At 37.8% G+C, this 16,599-nt stretch carries 17 protein-coding genes and 1 pseudogene; all 18 read left to right on the plus strand.

Annotation, left to right across the window (positions count from 1 at the left end; translation table 11 throughout):
• Position 1: 1 nt before the first annotated feature.
• A complete protein-coding gene (gene flhB / locus JCM9140_RS00820) occupies positions 2–1,096 on the plus strand; it encodes a flagellar biosynthesis protein FlhB (RefSeq protein ID WP_034740987.1) in 1,095 nt (364 codons plus the stop codon).
• Between the two features lie 31 nt (positions 1,097–1,127).
• A complete protein-coding gene (gene flhA, locus JCM9140_RS00825; RefSeq protein ID WP_034740990.1) occupies positions 1,128–3,161 on the plus strand; it encodes a flagellar biosynthesis protein FlhA in 2,034 nt (677 codons plus the stop codon).
• Between the two features lies 1 nt (position 3,162).
• Positions 3,163–4,326: a flagellar biosynthesis GTPase FlhF gene (flhF, locus tag JCM9140_RS00830; protein ID WP_034740993.1), complete on the plus strand. Its 1,164-nt coding sequence runs from the start codon at positions 3,163–3,165 to the stop codon at positions 4,324–4,326.
• A complete protein-coding gene (locus JCM9140_RS00835; protein WP_034740996.1) occupies positions 4,319–5,173 on the plus strand; it encodes a MinD/ParA family protein in 855 nt (284 codons plus the stop codon). The genes flhF and JCM9140_RS00835 overlap by 8 nt, the downstream gene beginning before the upstream one ends.
• A gap of 30 nt (positions 5,174–5,203) precedes the next feature.
• Entirely contained in the window at positions 5,204–6,253 is a 1,050-nt protein-coding gene (locus JCM9140_RS00840; RefSeq protein WP_034741000.1) for a protein-glutamate methylesterase/protein-glutamine glutaminase, read from the plus strand.
• Positions 6,254–6,266: 13 nt separating this feature from the next.
• Entirely contained in the window at positions 6,267–6,902 is a 636-nt protein-coding gene (locus tag JCM9140_RS00845) for a chemotaxis protein CheC (RefSeq protein WP_034741003.1), read from the plus strand.
• The gene (locus JCM9140_RS00850) at positions 6,895–7,386 is read left to right on the plus strand and encodes a chemotaxis protein CheD (protein WP_034741006.1); all 492 of its coding nucleotides are present in this window, start codon (positions 6,895–6,897) and stop codon (positions 7,384–7,386) included. Before JCM9140_RS00845 ends, JCM9140_RS00850 begins: the two co-directional genes overlap by 8 nt.
• 56 nt (positions 7,387–7,442) lie before the next feature.
• Positions 7,443–8,226, plus strand: a pseudogene (locus tag JCM9140_RS00855) (FliA/WhiG family RNA polymerase sigma factor).
• A 5-nt stretch (positions 8,227–8,231) separates the two neighbouring features.
• A complete protein-coding gene (locus JCM9140_RS00860) occupies positions 8,232–9,620 on the plus strand; it encodes a flagellar assembly protein A (RefSeq protein ID WP_034741009.1) in 1,389 nt (462 codons plus the stop codon).
• Positions 9,621–9,624: 4 nt separating this feature from the next.
• The gene (locus tag JCM9140_RS00865; RefSeq protein ID WP_034741012.1) at positions 9,625–9,933 is read left to right on the plus strand and encodes a hypothetical protein; all 309 of its coding nucleotides are present in this window, start codon (positions 9,625–9,627) and stop codon (positions 9,931–9,933) included.
• A 12-nt stretch (positions 9,934–9,945) separates the two neighbouring features.
• Entirely contained in the window at positions 9,946–10,428 is a 483-nt protein-coding gene (locus JCM9140_RS00870; protein WP_034741015.1) for a DUF6115 domain-containing protein, read from the plus strand.
• 162 nt (positions 10,429–10,590) lie between these two features.
• Positions 10,591–11,313 carry a 30S ribosomal protein S2 gene (gene rpsB, locus JCM9140_RS00875; protein WP_034741018.1) on the plus strand — a complete coding sequence of 241 codons (723 nt, stop codon included), beginning with the start codon at positions 10,591–10,593 and terminating at the stop codon, positions 11,311–11,313.
• 140 nt (positions 11,314–11,453) lie between these two features.
• Positions 11,454–12,335: a translation elongation factor Ts gene (gene tsf, locus JCM9140_RS00880; protein ID WP_034741020.1), complete on the plus strand. Its 882-nt coding sequence runs from the start codon at positions 11,454–11,456 to the stop codon at positions 12,333–12,335.
• Positions 12,336–12,409: 74 nt separating this feature from the next.
• On the plus strand, positions 12,410–13,129 hold the full coding sequence (gene pyrH / locus JCM9140_RS00885; protein ID WP_034741023.1) for a UMP kinase: 720 nt from the start codon (positions 12,410–12,412) through the stop codon (positions 13,127–13,129).
• On the plus strand, positions 13,129–13,686 hold the full coding sequence (gene frr / locus JCM9140_RS00890; protein WP_034741026.1) for a ribosome recycling factor: 558 nt from the start codon (positions 13,129–13,131) through the stop codon (positions 13,684–13,686). The genes pyrH and frr overlap by 1 nt, the downstream gene beginning before the upstream one ends.
• Positions 13,687–13,834: 148 nt before the next feature.
• On the plus strand, positions 13,835–14,602 hold the full coding sequence (gene uppS / locus JCM9140_RS00895) for an undecaprenyl pyrophosphate synthase (protein WP_034741029.1): 768 nt from the start codon (positions 13,835–13,837) through the stop codon (positions 14,600–14,602).
• Between the two features lie 14 nt (positions 14,603–14,616).
• Positions 14,617–15,414, plus strand: a complete 798-nt coding sequence (locus tag JCM9140_RS00900) for a phosphatidate cytidylyltransferase (RefSeq protein WP_034741032.1) — start codon at positions 14,617–14,619, stop codon at positions 15,412–15,414.
• Between the two features lie 36 nt (positions 15,415–15,450).
• Entirely contained in the window at positions 15,451–16,599 is a 1,149-nt protein-coding gene (locus JCM9140_RS00905) for a 1-deoxy-D-xylulose-5-phosphate reductoisomerase (protein WP_034741302.1), read from the plus strand.

The raw sequence follows: 16,599 nt of genomic DNA on the forward strand, positions 1-16,599 counted from the left end.
AATGCAAAATTTCAAGTGGCGTTTAAACCTACAATATTTTGCTGAAGAAAAAACAGAAAAAGCAACCCCGAAAAAACGACAGGACACACGAAAAAAGGGACAAGTAGCCAAAAGTACGGACGTGAATACGGCCATTATTTTGTTATTGGTTTTCTTATTTTTATGGATGTTCGGTGGATTGCTCGGAGAAACCTTATTCAATTTATTAAAACATACATTCCAAACGTACCTTTTAATGGATATGACAGAAGCTACGGTTTCAACCCTGTTTTATGAATTGGTAATGGAAGCAGCGCTTGTACTTTTGCCCATTATGGTTATTGCATTAATCGCTGGGGTGGCAGCAAGCTACATTCAGGTTGGGGTGTTATTTGCTCCAGAGGCTGTTAAGATGAAGCTGTCGAAGCTTGATCCTATAAAAGGGGCAAAACGAATTTTTTCCGTTCGAGCTATTGTGGAGCTTCTGAAATCCTTATTGAAAATATCGTTAGCAGGCCTAGTCGTATTTGTCATCATATGGATGAGTTTAGAAGATGTGATGTTGTTATCGCAGAAGAGTGTTTCGGAAGGCTTTGCTATGATTGCGCAATTGACCGCTCTATTAGGAATAGCTGTTGCGATTATTTTATTAATTTTATCTATTCCTGATTATCTATATCAAAAATATGACCACGAAAAGCAAATGAAGATGTCAAAGAAAGACATTAAAGATGAACATAAAAACATGGAAGGGGATCCTCGAATTAAATCAAAACGTAAGCAGAAACAAATGGAAATGGCCATGCAAAGAATGATGCAAGAGGTACCAAAAGCAGATGTAGTCATAACCAATCCTACACATTTTGCTGTTGCATTGCGATATGATGAAGAAAAAGCAGATGCACCATTTGTAGTTGCAAAAGGTGTTGATTTTGTAGCTCAGAAAATTAAAGGAATTGCTGCTGACCATGAAGTTGTTACGGTTGAAAATAAGCCATTAGCAAGAGCTTTGTATCATCAGGCTGATATTGGTGATCAAGTACCAGAAGATTTGTTTAAGGCAGTCGCTGAAATACTTGCCTATGTCTATCGTCTAAAAAATAAACAAATAAATTAGTAAATATTGATTCAGTTAGGGGAGAAGTTTTTTGGCTGCAAGAGATTTATCTGTATTATTAGGGGTTATTTTAATTGTCATCATGCTTATCATCCCGTTGCCTACGGCGATGTTAGATTTTCTAATCATTATTAATATTTCTCTTGCCCTCATTATTATCCTTGTTGCAATGAATACGCAAGAACCACTGCAATTCTCCATCTTTCCTACATTGCTCTTACTTGTTACGTTGTTTCGGTTAGGGTTAAATGTATCGACAACTCGTTCGATCCTTGGAGAAGCGAATGCAGGAAATGTAATTGATACGTTTGGTAATTTTGTGGTAGGTGGAAATGCGTTAGTTGGTTTCGTTGTGTTTTTAATTTTAATTATTATTCAGTTCCTCGTTATTACAAAGGGTGCTGAACGTGTTTCAGAAGTTGGGGCACGTTTCACGTTAGACGCTATGCCAGGGAAACAAATGAGTATTGATGCAGACCTAAATGCAGGCATGATTTCAGATATTGAGGCAAAACAACGAAGAGAAAAAATAGAAAGAGAAGCTGACTTCTACGGTTCGATGGATGGTGCTAGTAAGTTCGTAAAAGGGGATGCCATTGCGGGTATTGTCATCGTTATTATTAATTTATTATTTGGTCTAATTATAGGTATGACTCAAATGGGAATGGACCTATCGACATCAGCATCAACGTACACACTTTTAACGGTTGGAGACGGCCTTGTCAGTCAAATTCCAGCCTTACTCATTTCGACAGCTACGGGTATTGTTGTTACACGTGCTGCTTCAGAAGGAAATTTAGGTCACGATATAACAAAACAGATTTTCGCATACCCTAAAATGCTTTATATTGCTGGAGGAACAATTTTTCTATTAGGTGTAATTACGCCTATTAGTCCTGTATTCACGTTTCCGATTGCTATCCTTTTAGGACTAGGAGGCTTTTTCCTTTCTAAGAATGAGCAAATAGTTAAAACGGAAGAGGAGCAAGTAGAGGATGAAGTGGAAGCGGATGATATGAAGTCCCCAGAAAGTGTTGTCAATTTATTGCAAATTGATCCAATTGAATTTGAATTTGGCTATGGTCTTATTCCGCTAGCTGATGCCAATCAAGGTGGGGATTTATTAGATCGGGTTGTTATGATTAGAAGACAAATGGCACTTGAATTAGGAATGATTGTTCCTGTAATTAGAATTCGAGATAATATTCAACTACAACCGAATGAGTATACGATTAAAATTAAAGGCAATGAGATTGCCAAAGGCGATTTATTGCTTGACCATTATATGGCAATGAGTCCTGGATTTGAAGATGAAAGCATTATTGGGGTAGAGACAGTTGAACCGGCATTTGGATTACCAGCTCTCTGGATTGGGGAAGAGATGAAAGAGCAAGCTGAATTATCAGGTTATACAGTTGTTGATCCACCATCTGTTGTGTCCACTCACTTAACAGAAGTGATTAAGCGCCACGCCCACGAATTATTAGGACGTCAAGAAACGAAACAGTTAGTGGATCATCTAAAAGAAACATATCCTGCTCTTGTAGAAGAAGTAACACCTAATACATTATCTACAGGAGAAATCCAAAAAGTATTAACGAATCTTTTGAAAGAGAACGTGTCTATTCGTAACCTGCCCATTATCTTTGAAACATTAGCTGATTATGGACATATGACGAAAGATATGGATTTAGTAACCGAATATGTCAGACAATCCCTATCACGTCAAATTTCTAAACAGATGACCATTCCAGGTGAGCCACTTTATGTGATTACATTGAGTGGACAAGTGGAAAAGAAGGTAGCTGATTCTGTGCAACAAACGGAGCATGGTAATTTTATTTCTATGGATCCAAATGATTCTCAAGCGATTCTAGAAGCAACGGCTCAAGAAACAGAACGACTTAGCCAAATGGGACAACAAGCCGTTATCCTTTGTTCCCCGGCTGTCCGAATGTATGTAAGACAATTGTTAGAAAGGTATTTACCACAAGTTCCGATCTTATCTTACAATGAACTTGAAGCTGATGTAGAAGTGCAGAGTGTAGGGGTGGTGAACATATAGCATGAAAGTGAAAAAGTTTACAGCTAATACGATGCATGAAGCGATGAAGGAAATTCGTGCACAACTAGGCAACGATGCGGTGATCTTAAATTCAAAACAAATTGAAACAGGTGGCTTTTTAGGCTTCTTTACAAAAAAACAAATTGAAGTCATTGCAGCAATAAGTCCACCTGTTACTAAACAACCGAGACCAATTCGAAAGCAGACTAATATTGATAGAGAAAGTGTCTATGAACGAGCAATTCCATCACCAAAAAGTCAAACAAAAATAGAAGAACCTTCACAACAACAATTGCTGCAAGAAATAAATCAGTTAAAAGAACTTGTTCAAGGAATCACTTCACAAGGTAAAAGCAAAGAAGAATACCCAGAGCCATTTCAAAAAATGGATAACCGACTTAAAGCTCAAGGGGTTACCGATGCCATTCGCTTACAAGTGATGACCGATTTAATGAAGAAATGGAATAAACGCTCTTTAGAGGAACGTACTGAAGCTGCTGTCACTCAAGACCTATATCATCATTTGCAACGTTTATTGACTCAATTTGATATGGGAGGTCTTTCTTTTGATAAAAAGGTAGTAAACATCGTTGGACCGACAGGGGTTGGGAAAACAACAACCATTGCGAAATTATCTGCTCACTGTGTTTTGAAAAAGCAAAAGAAGGTTGCGCTAATTACAACGGATACGTACAGAATTGCTGCTGTGGAACAACTGCGAACGTATGCAAAAATTTTAAAAATTCCTTTAGAGGTAGTTTATACAATTGAGGATTTTAGAAAAGCTATTCAGCAATTTAAGAATTATGATTTGATTTTAGTGGATTCAGCTGGAAGGAACTTTCGCAATAAACTTTATGTTGAGGAACTTTCCAAGATCATTGACTTTGAACATGATGCGAGTACGTATTTAATCCTTTCCTTAACTTCTAAGTTTGAAGATATGAAAAACATTATTAATCAATTCGATTTAATCCCGATTCACCAAGTTATTTTAACGAAACAGGATGAGACGAGTACGAACGGAGCAATGTTAAATATACCATTGGAGCTAAAGAAAGGCATTGCGTATGTGACGACAGGACAAAATGTCCCAGATGATATTGTCCAAGCATCCATTCCTTATTTGCTTGACCAAGTGCTTGAGGTGAAAAGTGGTGAGTGATCAAGCTGAAAATTTACGGAAATTAATTGAAAGTAGCAACCAGAAACAATCAAAAGTTATTGCAATTGTTAGTGGAAAAGGCGGAGTGGGGAAATCAAATATTTGTCTTAATTTATCCATTAGTTTCGCTAATCTTGGCAACAGAGTAGCTATTATTGATTTAGATATCGGAATGGGTAATGTTGATGTTTTAATGGGTGTAACCCCTCGCTATCATTTAATGGATTTGTTTGACCCTCAATTATCCATTTGGGATATTGTGGAGGAAAGTCCCCATGGTATATCCTATATTGGAGGGGGAGCTGGTTTTTCAACACTTGCAACCTTCAATGATGAGAAAATGAATCGTTTTTTCTCCCAAATGGAACTAATCGAGAAACATTATGATTACATTTTTTTAGATATGAGTGCAGGGGCTACGAAAGAAAGCCTTGAGTTTATTCTTGCTGCCCATGAAGTCTTTATTCTGACAACGCCGGAGCCGCCAGCGATGACCGATGCATACTCGATGTTGAAATTCATTTATTTACAAGATCACGAAAAACCATTATATGTGATTGTGAACCGAGCTGAAACAGAAAAAGAGGGCTCAAGAACATTGAATAGTTTTAAACATGTAGCCAAGCAATTTCTAAAAAAAGATATCATCGAATTGGGATACGTTCCAGATGATAGTAATGTAACAAAAGCGGTTAAAGCTCAAGTCCCCCTTATCGTATGGAATGAGCAATCAAAAGCAAGTAAAGCGATTAAAGGGATTGCATCGTCCTATATCGGGGAAGAAAAAATAACTACAACCAAACTGAGCCAATTTATAAAAAATGTAAAAAATATTGGAATTAAATGATAAACCTCATAGGAAAGTTGGGGATTGGTTATGGTTGAATACATCAAAGTACTCGTTGTAGATGATTCAGCTTTTATGCGAAAAATCATTTCCGAAATGCTGAATGACCATCCACGAATCCGAGTGATCGGTACAGCCAGAAACGGGAAAGACGCTTTAACAAAACGAGAAGAGCTACGTCCAGATGTGATAACACTTGATGTGGAAATGCCCATTATGAATGGGTTAGAAACATTAAAAATGATTATGGACAATGATCCTTGTTCTGTAGTTATGGTTAGCAGTACAACAAAAGTAGGTGCTGAAAATACGTTACTCGCGATTGAGTACGGTGCTGTCGATTTTGTCACAAAACCGTCTGGTGCGATTTCGCTAGATATAGAGAAAGTGAAGGATTCACTAATTGATAAAATCATTCAAGCCTCTAAAGCAAATGTAAAACGAATTAACGTAGTGAAACCTCTTGAACGGAAAGAGGAAAGCAAAGTTAAGAATAAAACAAAATTAAAAAAAATGGTTGCAATTGGGACCTCAACGGGTGGCCCGAGAGCTTTAAAAGATGTTCTTACAAAGATCCCTGCAAAGTTTAATGCTCCCATTTTAATTGTTCAACATATGCCAGCTGGGTTTACAAAGTCTCTTGCAAATCGTTTAAATTCCCTTTCGAACATTCATGTAACGGAAGCAAAAGATGGTGATATAGTAAGAAATGGAGTTGCCTATATTGCACCTGGAGGGTACCATTTAGCTGTTAAAAAGGTAGCATCTGACTATGTCGTTCATATTCATCAAGAGGAAGAGGCAAGGAGAGGGCATAGGCCGTCGGTTGATGTGATGTTTGAATCATTAGCTTCATTACCAGAAATTGAAACCATTGCAGTAATTATGACGGGGATGGGAGCAGATGGTACCGAAGGTCTTATACATTTAAAACAAAAGACCTCCCATTGCTATGCTATCGTAGAATCAGAGGAGTCTTGTACAGTATATGGTATGCCAAAAGCAGCTATGCAAACTAGACTTGTTGATGAAAGAGTCCATGTTCAGCAAATTACAGAGCGTATTTTGAAGCGCTTCTAAAGGGGGAAATTGGATGGACTTTGCCAAAAAATTAAAACCGTATCAATTAGATGTCTTAAAGGAAATTGGAAATATAGGAGCTGGCCATGCTGCAACCGCCTTATCTCAGTTGTTAAACAAATCCATTGACATGAGTGTACCTTCAGTGCGAATCGTCTCATTTCAAGATTTACCTGACCAAGTTGGGGGTGCGGATACGAAAGTGGCAGCTATCTTTTTGCGAATTGATGGAGATGCGCCTGGGAGCATGTTCTTTATTTCTACGATTGAAGATACAGAAAAGCTTATACGTCAACTCATTAATAAGGAAGCCTTTCAATTGCAACAACCTCCTTTTGATGAAATGGGAGAGTCTGCTTTCCTAGAGGTAGGGAATATCCTTGCAGGATCTTACCTGTCTTCATTATCCGATTTTACGCAATTATCTTTGCAACCGTCTGTGCCAGGTTTTAGTGTGGATATGGCAGGAGCGATTTTAAGCTATGGTTTAATCTCTCTTTCTGAAGTGGGAGATTATGCGATTGTTATTGATACACAAATGATGGAACTTGAAGCTGAAAAGCCTATATCAGGCCATTTCTTTTTACTTCCTGATCCAGAATCATTTGAGATCATTTTTTCTGCTTTAGGGGTGGATCGACATGAGTGAGGTCATTAAAGTTGGAATGGCAGACTTACAAGTTGTTACCCCACCAAATACGATCCGAACTTCTGGACTTGGCTCTTGTGTAGGGGTTGTAATTTATGACGATACTAGCCTAGTAGCAGGTATGGCACATGTCATGTTACCTACCTCATCCCTATCAAGACAAGAAAAGACAAATGAAGCAAAGTACGCTGATACGGCAATTCCAGCTTTGCTCTTTGAAATGGAGAAACTGGGCATTCGTCATTATTCTTTAAAAGCAAAGATTGCAGGCGGTGCTCAGATGTTTTCTTTTTCAACAGGAAATAGTGATTTAATGAGAATAGGTCCTAGAAATGTCGAAGCAGTAAAGGAAAAGCTGAAAGAGTTACGCATTCCTCTTATTGCAGAAGATGTAGGTGGGAAGAGTGGAAGAACCATTGAGTTTAATCCAAAAACGAAATTGTTGAATATTCGTACCGTGAATAAAGGAACAACGGAAATATAGTTTTTACATAATAAAACCGGTTTTAAAATGAAATGACTCTAAATGGAGGGTAATTTATGGGACATGTAACAACAGTTGAAGATCAAGTACTTTGGGATAAATGGATGTTAGAGCGTAACCATATTGCTTGTGATGAATTGATTCGTCGTTATATGCCCCTTGTGAATTATCATGTACAACGCATTGCAGTAGGGCTACCTAAAAGCGTTCAAAAAGAAGATTTAAAAAGTCATGGACTAATTGGTCTCTATGATGCATTAGAAAAATTTGATCCAGATAGGGATTTAAAATTTGATACGTATGCATCTTTTCGTATTAGAGGAGCCATTATTGATGGGTTGCGAAAGGAAGATTGGCTTCCAAGATCTATGCGTGACAAAATTAAAAAGGTTGAATCTGCAACGGAAGAGTTAGAGCAAGAGTATGGCCGGTTTGTTTCAAGTGATGAAGTAGCGAATAAATTAAATATGGAACCACAAGAGGTTGAACAAGTGATGATGGAATATGCTACTTCTGCGATTATGTCGATTGATGAAAAAACAAAAGAATCATCAAAAAAAGAAACGTATGCTTCTTTAATTGAAGATAAATGGACGAAATCACCGGAACAGCATTCAGAGGAGATTGAAACGAAAAAAGAATTAGCAGAAGTTATCAATCAACTTTCCGAAAAAGAAGCAATTGGTTATTAGCTTGTTTTATTTTGAAGAATTAACATTAACTGAAATTGGGCATATACTCGATTTATCAACGTCTCGCATTTCTCAAATACATTCAAAGTCTTTGTTTAAGTTACAACAGGTTACTAAAAAAAAGGTTTTAACACAGATAAGGATTTGATCAAGATGTGTATAGAGCATTATTTTGAGATCAATATAGCAAAAGATAAAATGAGAGCGTTTGTTATGGTGAAAGAAGAAATAGATAAGGCTGATAAACAACTAACTTCAGAAGACCTTCTTCAATATTTGCATTCCAATGGAATTACTTTCGGGATTGACTACGAAATGGTTGAAAAGATTATGGAAGTCAAAGAAATGGTGTCGACAAGCTATTTAGTAGCCTCAGGTGAGAGGCCGATGAATGGTGAAGCAGCTTACCTTTTGCCGATTAATCCCTTGATCAATAAATCTGGTCGAGAAGAAAGTGAAACCATTTCAAAATTAGACTTAAAGGACTTTCTGAAAATACCGTCTGTTTCTTCGGGAGAACAAGTTGCAAGGAAAATTTCTGCAACCTTAGGCTGTGATGGTACGAATGTACTAGGAGAAACAATACCAGCAAAACCAGGGAAGGATTTTGTATTACGCCAAGGGAAAAATACCCGATTGGATGATGAAGAACAATCACTTATTTCTCTAATTAACGGACAAATGAGCATTGAACGATATACGGTTCATGTTCACCCGACTTTTGAAGTAAATAGTGATGTATCTATGAAAACAGGGAATATATCGTTTATAGGGAATGTCTCGATTAATGGAAATGTTCCTTCTGGATTTTCTGTACATGCGGGTGGAGATATTCGAGTTTCTGGAACAGTCGAATCTGCCACGTTAAAAGCTGGCGGGTCTATTTATATAGGAGCAGGAATTGTTGGACAATCAAAATCTTTGATTGAGGCAAATGGAAATATTCAAACAACTTTTATAAACGAAGGAACCGTTAAAGCAAAAGGAAAAATTGAAGCAACCCAAGCGATTTTACATAGTCATTGTACATCATATCGTGTTGTATGCGTAGAAGGAAAAGGATTAATCGTTGGAGGTATTCTTTCTGCTCAAACAAGCATAGAAGCCAATGAAATTGGAAATGAAATGCAAACAAAAACAGAGTTATACATAGGTCCCAATGAAGAATCTGTCCGGCTAAAAAGAGAAAAGGAACAAGACTTAGTTCGAGCTAAAGATGAGTTTATGAAATTAGGGAAATTACTCAAAATTTATGTTGAACTAGAAAAAAGCGGGCGCGTTTTGCAAGGGAAAGAGAAGATTACAAAACTACGAGTGCAAAACTCTTTCCAACAAACAAAAAAAAGAATAGACGAGCTCGTGTCAAACGTAGAAGAAGAGAATGATGAATGGGATAGCTCATTGCAATTTGTTCAAGCTACTGGGGCCATTTTTGCTAACGTTCATGTACAATTTGGAAAATATCGTCGTAATATAACAAAGAGATATCAGCATCCGTATATTTCTTTAATAGAAAATGAGATTGTGATAACAGGAGGGTAACCTAATGAGTTTACGTCCAATTGAAGTCCAAGGCTCGGTTCCTATTTCACAAAAAACAGGTAAGATTCAAGAACAGTTACAACAACGAGGACAAATAAGTCACGATCTATTAACGGAGCAACAAAAACAGCAAGAACAAAAAAGAAGAAAAAAAGTGAATGAGTCTGAAGGAAAAGAAAGAGTTCGACTTAATCAGGAAGATAAAAAGCAAAACCACCCAAAAAAGAAGAACAAAAAAAGAAAACAAGAAATAGAAGAACAAGAGAAAATAGATCATCCTTATAAAGGGAAGTTTATTGATTTTTCTGGTTAGGAAAGGATACTTATGACAACATTACTCGTCACAATTAGTTTGCTCTTGCATGCTTTTACGTTTCTATGGATTCTAACATTAATCAAACAACAACAAGCACGACCTTCTTCGAAAGACGAAGAAAAAAGAAAACAGGAAATAGAAGATTTACTTATTTCCTATACATTAGAGATGAAAGAAGAAAATGAGAAACTATTACGTCAATTGTCAAAAGACCATGAAAAGGAAATGGAAAAGGATAAGCCGGTTCAAACTAGAACAGCAGAAACGGTAATGCCTAGCAGGGTTGTAAATCACAAAGAGCAAAAGGAAGAAGATAAATACAAAGATTACTTACCACCAATGGTTGAGGATTCGAAAGAAGTAGAATTTCAGCAGTCAGAAACGGCAAACATCATTTCTCTTTCGAGGCAAGGATATAGTGCTGAAGAAATTGCCCAAAAATTGAACTTAGGCAAAGGTGAAGTAGAGCTAATGTTGAAATTTTATCGTTAATGTCTAAATCTGTTTGCAACAAGACAATGGATATGATATAGTAATCCATGGTGTTAATCACACACGCCCTCTAATTTATGTGATGGTGCTGATTTATCAGTGTCGCATAGAGATGATGAGAGCGGAGGATAAAAAAAACCAATTTTAAAGGAGGTGTTTGATGTGGCAGTAATCTCCATGAAGCAATTACTAGAAGCTGGGGTACACTTCGGTCACCAAACTCGTCGTTGGAACCCTAAGATGGATCGCTACATCTTCACAGAAAGAAACGGTATTTACATTATTGACTTACAAAAGACAGTCAAAAAGGTTGAGGAAGCGTATAACTTTGTACGTGACTTAGCAGCTGACGGAGGAAAAATCCTTTTCGTTGGTACGAAAAAGCAAGCTCAAGATTCTGTTAAAGAAGAAGCTGAGCGTTGTGGAATGTACTTCATTAACCAACGTTGGTTAGGTGGTACATTAACGAACTTTGAAACAATTCAAAAGCGTATTACTCGTCTTAAGAATCTAGAAAAGATGCAAGAAGACGGTACATTCGATGTTCTTCCTAAAAAAGAAGTTATTCTTCTTAAAAAGGAAATGGATCGTTTAGAGAAGTTCTTAGGCGGTATCAAGGATATGCAAGGAATTCCTGACGCACTTTTTGTTATTGATCCTCGTAAAGAGCGCATTGCAATTGCGGAAGCTCACAAGTTGAACATTCCAATTGTTGCGATTGTAGATACAAACTGTGACCCTGATGAAATTGATTATGTCATTCCAGGAAACGATGATGCAATTCGTGCTGTTAAACTTTTAACAGGTAAAATGGCTGATGCAGTTATCGAAGCTACTTCTGGTGAAGAAGAAGTAGAAGAAGTTGAAGAATCAACAACAGCTTAATTTCATTTACTCAAAAGGGTGGTAAAGGGGTATACCCTTTTACCACCTTTTTTTGTGAATTTAAGTTCAAAACAACAATGAAGTTTTGTTTATACGTTTATATACGTGTACATACTGACACTATTAAGGAGGCGTTTTAAATGGCAGTAACAGCTAGTATGGTAAAAGAATTGCGTGAAAAAACAGGCGCAGGAATGATGGATTGTAAAAAGGCTTTAACAGAAACAAATGGTGACATGGAGAAAGCAGTCGATTTTCTTCGTGAAAAAGGAATTGCAAGTGCAGCGAAGAAAGCTGATCGTGTAGCTGCGGAAGGTCTTGCTCTTGTAAAATCAGAAGGAAACAAAGCGGTTATCGTTGAAGTTAACTCTGAAACAGATTTCGTTGCGAAAAATGAAAACTTCCAAAAACTAGTTGGAGATCTAGCTTCACACATTATTTCAAATGGACCTGCTTCAGTTGAAGAAGCTTTAGAACAACCATTTGCAGAAGGTCAATCTGTTCAAGAATACATTAACGCTTCTATCGCGAAAATTGGCGAGAAGATTTCTCTTCGTCGTTTTGAAGTAGTAGAAAAAGAAGATGGCGATGCGTTTGGTGAGTACTTACATATGGGTGGACGCATTGGTGTTCTTACAGTTGTAGGTGGATCAAATGATGCTGAATTAGCAAAAGATGTTGCGATGCATGTCGCAGCAATTAACCCTACTTATGTATCACGTGATGAAGTATCACAAGAAGAAGTAGAGCGTGAGCGTGAAGTTCTTACACAACAAGCTCTTAATGAAGGAAAACCTGCAAATATCGTTGAAAAAATGGTAGAAGGACGTCTTTCAAAATACTTTGAGCAAGTTTGTCTACTTGACCAACCATTTGTAAAAGATGGCGATCAAAAAGTTGGGAAATACGTTCAAAACAAAGGTGCTAGTGTTAAGAGCTTTATCCGCTATGAAGTTGGAGAAGGCATGGAGAAGCGCGAAGATAACTTTGCTGAAGAAGTAATGTCTCAAGTTAAAAAATAATTTTTTTAGGGGCACAATGTGTCCCTTTTTTAAAGAGAGAATACGAACAACTTCATCTCATGTCGGAGGTTTTCATGCAAACATATAAACGAGTTATATTAAAACTAAGTGGTGAAGCACTAGCTGGAGAACAAGGGTATGGAATTGATCCTATTGTGATTCAATCCGTAGCAAAACAAATCAAAGAAATAGTCGAACTTGAAGTAGAAGTAGCTGTTGTTGTCGGCGGTGGTAACATCTGGCGTGGGATGGCTGGAAGTGCAAAAGGGATGGACCGTGCTACAGCTGACTATATGGGGATGCTTGCAACAGTCATGAACTCTTTAGCATTACAAGATAGCTTAGAAGACATTGACGTTGAAACAAGAGTTCAGACGTCAATTGAAATGCGCCAAGTTGCTGAGCCGTATATTCGTCGTAAAGCTATACGCCATCTTGAGAAGAAACGCGTTGTTATTTTTGCAGCTGGAACTGGTAATCCATACTTCTCAACAGATACAACCGCTGCATTAAGAGCAGCTGAGATTGAAGCGGAAGTTATTTTAATGGCGAAAAACAAAGTCGATGGCGTATATAGTGCGGATCCATCAGTAGATGTAAATGCTAAGAAGTATACGAAAATTTCGTATATGGATGTATTAAAAGAAGGATTAGCTGTGATGGATTCAACAGCTTCATCTTTATGTATGGATAATGATATTCCTTTAATTGTCTTCTCCATTATGGAAGAAGGAAATATTAAACGAGCTGTTTTAGGTGAAGAAATTGGAACATTAGTTAGGGGGAATTCGTAATGTCAGCTGAAGTAAAAAAAGACGCCGAACAACGAATGTCAAAAGCGATTGAAGCATTAAATCGTGAATTAGCTAAATTAAGAGCAGGTCGTGCGAATCCAGCATTACTGGACCGTGTGACAGTTGAATATTATGGTGCTGAGACACCTCTTAATCAATTAGCTACCATCTCGGTACCTGAAGCAAGATTGTTGTTAATTCAACCATTTGATAAATCTTCTATTGCCAATATCGAGCGTGCCATTCAAATGGCTGACCTTGGGCTAACACCTTCAAACGATGGAACGGTAATTCGTCTAACGATCCCTCCATTAACAGAAGAGCGTCGTAAAGACTTAGTGAAGCTAGTGAAAAAAGCTGCTGAAGAGGCAAAAGTAGCCGTTCGCAATGTTCGTCGTGATGCAAATGATGAATTGAAAAAGTTGCAAAAGGATGGCGAAATGACTGAAGATGAACTTCGTCGTAGTAACGATGATGTTCAAAAAGTAACAGATAAAAGCATTGCGCAAGTTGATGAGGTAGCAGAAAAGAAAGAAAAAGAAATCATGGAAGTGTAAGCAAGTTCCATGTAAAATAGACATAGTAAAAGACCCTCTTTTATTCTAGGGGGTTTTTTACACTTTCTTTAGTAGTTATGACTCTTCGAAAAAAAGGCAAAGCTAAAAGAAGATGAACCTGCTGCTTACATAGATGGAGGGCGCAAACATGCTTGAAAAGTTAACAAAATGGAAGTCAGCCATGACTTCTGAGCAAAAAAGCAAAGATATAGATGATATTAATGTCCCAAAGCACATAGCTATAATCATGGATGGAAATGGTCGTTGGGCCAAGCAAAAAGGATTGCCTAGAGTTGCTGGTCATCATGAGGGCATGAAGGTGATCAATAAAGTGGTCAGAAAAGCGGATGAGCTAGGTGTTGAAATCTTAACATTATACGCATTTTCAACAGAAAATTGGAAGCGTCCCAAAACGGAAGTAGATTATTTACTAAGACTTCCCGAACGTTTCTTAAATAAAGAACTTCCAACTTTAATGGAGAAAAATGTGAAGGTGCGTTTAATGGGGAGTGTTGACGGCTTGCCAGATCATACGAAAAAAGCTGTACTTAAGGCAGTGGAAGACACCGAAGCCAACACAGGACTCGTTTTAAATTTTGCTCTAAACTATGGTAGTCGTTTTGAGTTAATAACTGCAGTGAAAGAAATAGCCAAGCAAGTGGAAGAAGGTGTGATTTCTGCTACAGAAGTAGATGAGTCCGTATTGACAAGCCATTTAATGACTGCTGAACTGCGTGACCCGGACTTGCTAATACGCACCAGTGGAGAACTACGGTTAAGTAATTTTATGCTTTGGCAATTGGCATATAGTGAGTTTTGGTTTACAGATGTTCTATGGCCCGATTTCAATGAACAGCACCTAGTAGAAGCGATTGCCGTCTATCAAAAACGAGCGCGAAGATACGGTGGCGTATAGAAGGGGCGAATAAAATGAAGCAAAGGATTGTAACGGGTATTATAGGAGGCGCCGTCTTCTTAACGATGGTGTTACTTGGGGGCTGGATGTTTGCGCTTTTTATATCTGTACTTGCATCTGTAGCGATGGTCGAACTTTTGAAGATGAAAAGAATTGCACCATTTTCAATTATGGGTATCGTTAGTCTTTTATCCATGTGGTTACTACTTGTACCGGCAAGCTGGTTTGAACAACTAGTACCGTCTCACTTTACAAAAGTGGAAATCTTTATTTTTGTCATATTAGTACTTCTTATGTTTACGGTCATTACGAAAAATACATTTACGTTCGATCAAGTTGGATTTGTCGTTTTATCTTCCGTATATGTTGGCTTTGGATTTCACTTCTTAATTATGACAAGAGACATCCCTGAATATGGCCTTTACCTTGTATTTTTTGTTTTGTTGCTAATTTGGACAACTGATTCAGGTGCATATTTCGTTGGTCGCAAGTGGGGCAGAAACAAGTTATGGCCAGATATTAGTCCGAAAAAAACCATCGAAGGTTCAGTAGGGGGAATAGTAGCAGCTGTAATAGTCGGATCGATTTTTTATTATTTCTTTCCGATTTTCCCAAGTTATATTACAGCCATTATTGTCATGATTGTTGCCTCTGTATTTGGACAACTAGGTGATTTAGTCGAGTCTGCTTTAAAAAGGCATTATTCTGTGAAAGATTCTGGGAATGTTCTACCGGGGCATGGAGGGATATTAGATCGCTTTGATAGTTTGATTTATGTTATGCCAATCCTGCATCTACTTCAATTAATTTAAGCAGGATACAGATAAATAGGATAGTGGGTGAGAGTGTTGAAGCATATAAGTTTGTTAGGGTCGACAGGCTCTATTGGAACGCAAACATTGGATGTGATACGTGCATATCCAAATCAATTTACTTTGCAATCTATGTCTGTGGGGAAAAATACAGACCTGGCATTGAAGCAAATTCATGAGTTCTTGCCAAAGCTTGTATCCGTACAATCAAAGGAAGACTATGATAAACTAATTCATGAAGTTCCTAGTACAACAAAAGTTGTGTATGGGGCAGAGGGATTAATTGAAGTAGCAACTGTTCAAGAATCGGATGTGCTTGTTAATGCCGTTTTAGGAAGTGTAGGACTTGCTCCTACATTAGCAGCCATTCAAGCGGGGAAGACGATTGCCATTGCTAATAAAGAGACACTTGTTACAGCAGGACATATTGTGACAGAGGAAGCCAAGCGTCATCATGTATCACTCATTCCTGTTGATAGTGAACACTCAGCCATTTTTCAAGCTCTAAATGGAGAACAAATTAAAGAAGTAGATCGTCTAATTTTAACGGCATCAGGTGGGAGTTTTCGTGACCGATCTCGTGATCAACTAGAAGGAGTAACGGTACGTGAAGCGTTAAATCATCCTAACTGGTCTATGGGGGCAAAAATTACAATTGACTCGGCTACGATGATGAACAAAGGGTTGGAAGTGATTGAAGCGTATTGGCTTTTTGGAATACCATATGAGAAAATTGATGTCGTTCTACATAAGGAAAGCATTATTCATTCTATGGTTGAATATATAGATGGAAGTGTGATTGCACAATTAGGAACTCCAGATATGCGTGGACCGATTCAATATGCGTTAACATACCCGAACAGGCTTCCAGCCGTTTCAAAAGAGAGACTTCACCTATGGGAGCTAGGTACTTTGAATTTCACAAAGCTTGACATGGACCGTTTTCGTTGTATGAAGTTTGCATATGATGCTGGGAAAACTGGTGGAACCATGCCTACAGTCCTTAATGCAGCCAATGAAGTAGCTGTAGCTTACTTTCTAGAAGGGAAACTTTCTTTTTTAGAAATAGAACATATGATTGAACAAGCTTTAGAAGGTCATACTGTATTGAAGCAACCTACTTTAGAGGAAATTATGGCAGTTGATGCCGAAACAAGAGCCTTTATCCACTCTACCATTAAATAA

It is taken from the genome of Halalkalibacter wakoensis JCM 9140 (assembly GCF_000513095.1).
In the GTDB taxonomy this organism is placed as follows: Bacteria; Bacillota; Bacilli; order Bacillales; family Bacillaceae_D; genus Halalkalibacter; species Halalkalibacter wakoensis.

What these genes read in the sequence shown, in the direction of transcription:
- flhB (WP_034740987.1), top strand. Translation starts at nt 2, where the DNA reads ATGCAAAATTTCAAGTGGCGTTTAAACCTACAATATTTTGCTGAAGAA.
- flhF (WP_034740993.1), top strand. Translation starts at nt 3,163, where the DNA reads ATGAAAGTGAAAAAGTTTACAGCTAATACGATGCATGAAGCGATGAAG.
- JCM9140_RS00840 (WP_034741000.1), top strand. Translation starts at nt 5,204, where the DNA reads ATGGTTGAATACATCAAAGTACTCGTTGTAGATGATTCAGCTTTTATG.
- JCM9140_RS00845 (WP_034741003.1), top strand. Translation starts at nt 6,267, where the DNA reads ATGGACTTTGCCAAAAAATTAAAACCGTATCAATTAGATGTCTTAAAG.
- JCM9140_RS00850 (WP_034741006.1), top strand. Translation starts at nt 6,895, where the DNA reads ATGAGTGAGGTCATTAAAGTTGGAATGGCAGACTTACAAGTTGTTACC.
- JCM9140_RS00860 (WP_034741009.1), top strand. Translation starts at nt 8,232, where the DNA reads ATGTGTATAGAGCATTATTTTGAGATCAATATAGCAAAAGATAAAATG.
- JCM9140_RS00865 (WP_034741012.1), top strand. Translation starts at nt 9,625, where the DNA reads ATGAGTTTACGTCCAATTGAAGTCCAAGGCTCGGTTCCTATTTCACAA.
- JCM9140_RS00870 (WP_034741015.1), top strand. Translation starts at nt 9,946, where the DNA reads ATGACAACATTACTCGTCACAATTAGTTTGCTCTTGCATGCTTTTACG.
- tsf (WP_034741020.1), top strand. Translation starts at nt 11,454, where the DNA reads ATGGCAGTAACAGCTAGTATGGTAAAAGAATTGCGTGAAAAAACAGGC.
- pyrH (WP_034741023.1), top strand. Translation starts at nt 12,410, where the DNA reads ATGCAAACATATAAACGAGTTATATTAAAACTAAGTGGTGAAGCACTA.
- frr (WP_034741026.1), top strand. Translation starts at nt 13,129, where the DNA reads ATGTCAGCTGAAGTAAAAAAAGACGCCGAACAACGAATGTCAAAAGCG.
- uppS (WP_034741029.1), top strand. Translation starts at nt 13,835, where the DNA reads ATGCTTGAAAAGTTAACAAAATGGAAGTCAGCCATGACTTCTGAGCAA.
- JCM9140_RS00900 (WP_034741032.1), top strand. Translation starts at nt 14,617, where the DNA reads ATGAAGCAAAGGATTGTAACGGGTATTATAGGAGGCGCCGTCTTCTTA.